This window comes from Chryseobacterium sp. (genome assembly GCF_022712095.1).
GTDB lineage: Bacteria > Bacteroidota > Bacteroidia > Flavobacteriales > Weeksellaceae > Chryseobacterium.
On sequence record NZ_JALAHD010000136.1, the window covers coordinates 1 to 3,302 of the forward strand.

Consider the following 3,302-nt stretch of genomic DNA (forward strand, 5'->3'; position numbering starts at 1 on the left):
GAATATAAATCAGTTTGAAATAAAAATTTCTGTTCATATTCAATATCAAAAGACCTATTAATAAAATTTTCTATCTCTTTATAACCTGAAATAGAATTTCCAATATTTTGATCTAATTCTATTAATTTCCCTTGAATGAGCTTTAAGACCTCCGCTTCTTCATCAGATCCTATTCTATTTAAAGTAGCAATTAACTTTTCCAGAAAGTCATTTCCCGAAACATTAGGTTCAAGCTCACTTACTATAATTTGATTATCAATCAATTCATCAATAAACCCAATAGCATCTTCTCTTGTAATTTCCTCATTAATGAGAATATCTACTATCTCGCCGACCGTTCTACCTTTTTGCAAAAAGCCCAGAACAGAGTCCAACTCCTTCGAAAGTGGAACGGAAGAAATGATGTAATCCCTTTTTCCTTTTGTATATTCATATTCTATATACCGAATCTTAGTACCAATTTTATAAATACTGTTATTAGGAAAAAATAGGAGTTGATTTTTTATCTCCGGTTTCTTAGTTAAATTTTGGGAAAGAGCTACCAGAAAATGCATATCAAGCTTGGTATCCCTTATTATTTTTGTTTCTGAAGAAGAAAATTCTTTTTCATCATCAAATACACCTAACCCTACTTGTGAAAATAATCCAAAAGGAGTACATCGAGTACTCATTCGGCTATAGTACTTTAATAGAGTATTTTTTAGCTTCTGAAATTCTTTTGAAGAAAATGCTTTTTCTGAATTCAGCCATTGCAACATTTCCTTATGAAGATAGGGAGATGCTAAAAGTACAGCTTCCTGAAAAGCAGAATCAGAAAATATAAGCTTAAGATCATCTGACTCTATAAGCAGTTTTTCAGTTTTACCTAGAAACTTCCTACAAGAAAATAAGGGTGTACGGAATACATACTCATCGAAAAATCGGTAAGAGAAACGGGACATTTTATTTATTTGTATTTTCTTTAGGCTGGTAATCAGGATGCCCTAATTGCCAGAATGCAAAGGCGAAGATTAAAGAATTTCTTTCATGTATTTTGTATACAGGATCTTCTATTCCATGCCCGGAATCATAATTTACTTTTAGTAAAGTAGGATTATCAGATGAATTATTTGCTAATAATTTGGCTGCAAACTTGGTAGATTGCCAAGGCGCCACTCTAGTATCATTTATTCCTGTAATTATCAGGGTAGAGGGATATTTTATTCCTTTCTTTATGTGATGGTAGGCATCCATTTCCAATAATGCCTTAAAACCCTCATAATCCTTTATATTTCCAAATTCATCAGCGTCTGTACCTCCTATTCCATTATATTGTATCCTCAAAGTATTAAGTGTTCCCACCTCCAGTATGGCTGCTTTAAACAGATCGGGTCTCTCTGTAATGGCCCTTCCCATTAAAATTCCTCCTGCACTTTGTCCCCATAACCCAATTCTTCCAGGAGAACTATACTTTTCATTAATTAAATATTCTGTACATGAAATCAAGTCCTTCCACGAGTTATTTTTTTTCATTTTCTGTCCCTCTTCATGCCATATCTTCCCTTTTTCTCCACCACCCCTAACATGGGCAATAGCAAAAACACCTCCCTGATTGGCCCAAAGCAAATAACTTCTGGCAAAAAAAGGTCGAATTGATTCTCCATAGGCACCGTATCCATACATTAAAAGAGGCGCATTGCCATTTCTAGGTAAATTTTTATTATAAATTAAAGAAAGAGGAATATCTTCACCATCTTCAGATTTGACTGTAGTTTCTTCTACTACAATATTTTCAAATTCAGGATAACTTGTTGTCGGTACTAAATTTTCGTTAAAAAAGGAATCTTTATCCAAATCATAACGATATCGCTGTTCTTCATGTGCCCAGCCTGAACATGTTATCCAAATATCCTTAAATTCTTTCCCTTTTATCTGCAAATTTACATTTCCTGAAACATAGGGAAGCTTAATAGGTTTATCTTTATTATTTTTATAAATATATAATTTCGCTTCAATACCATTCTTAGCCGTAGTATAATATATTCCATCTCTTGTTATAGCATAACTTTTAATTACCTCATCTTTTCTTTCAGGAATTAAAACTTCAGGATTCTCAAAATCAGGTTTCTTTGCCAGAGTACGACATAGTTTGTAATTAGGAGAATTATAACCTGAGAGAAAATAAATATATTCATTGGCTAATCGGACATAATAAACTTTATCTTCTTTTCCATATAAAGTCCTCCAATTCTTTTTTCCTTTCAGGAGATCCTTTTTATCGATTATAAAAGCTGTCCTGTAATCTTCAGCATCTACCAACATGGATAGGTAATAATCATCATCCTCATTAAATGCCAAAATGGAAGGATACTTTTCTATTGGAATATCCAATTCGGGATTATGATCTCTTGAAAAAACATCATTTCTTTGATTAGGATCTTCTCCTATCCGATATAAGATAGTCTTCGTATTTTTCGCAAAAAGTTTCGATTTAGGATCTATTTCAGGGTAGTATACATAGAAAAAACCTGAATTATCAGATAACCACTTAATCCATCCTATATTGGATGGATTAGTATGGGTAATTATTTGTGGATGAACATTCTTCGTTTTTACATCTATAATAATAACTTCAGAAAGTTCCTTCCCTTTCTCCGATAAGGATATAGCCACTCGGCTTCCATCCCAACTGGGGCTTATCATATTAACAATAAATTCCTGCTGGGTATTTTTGAGTTCTTTCTTATTAAAAGAAGATTTAAATGTAACAGGATCATATAATAACTCTTCTTTCCCCTGAACACCTATTTTATAGTAAACTTTTGCAAATTTTTCATCAGCATTTCTTTTCATATAAAAATACTGATCATTCTTTGTAATTTTCAAGTCTGATACAAAATACCCCTGTCTTTTCTCCAGCTCTAATCTTTTGTTCAAATAATAATCTTTATTAGGGATTTTGTTTAAAACTGAATTGGTAAAGTCAGTTTGATTCTTCATCCAATTGATTACTTCAGGATTATGCAGATCTTCCAGATTCCTGTATTCATCCAATATTTTCACTCCAAAATACTCATCTGTAAATAACGCAGAGGGAGCCTTAAAAGAAGTCTGAGAATAAATAATATTAAAAGTAAGTACTATAAAAAATAATCTTAGTTTGGTTTTTAAATACATTACTCTAAATATATGATGTTATGTCATTAAGCTGTCGGAACAATAGTATCTCTTGGTGAACTTGTATTTTCGGGGTCTCCACATGTATTTTCATCTACTAGATAAATTTTACCTCCTACAATTTTGTTCAGGTTATTAATTTTTAC

Annotated in this window: 2 protein-coding genes; both read right to left on the reverse strand. The window is 32.1% G+C overall.

What is annotated here, in order from left to right; all coding sequences use genetic code 11:
* Positions 1-941: lantibiotic dehydratase (locus Q0A18_RS06935; protein ID WP_292009419.1), on the reverse strand; the 941-nt coding region annotated here is incomplete at its 3' end.
* Between the two features lies 1 nt (position 942).
* Positions 943-3,156: a prolyl oligopeptidase family serine peptidase gene (locus tag Q0A18_RS06940; RefSeq protein ID WP_292009420.1), complete on the reverse strand. Its 2,214-nt coding sequence runs from the start codon at positions 3,154-3,156 to the stop codon at positions 943-945.
* Positions 3,157-3,302 lie beyond the last annotated feature (146 nt).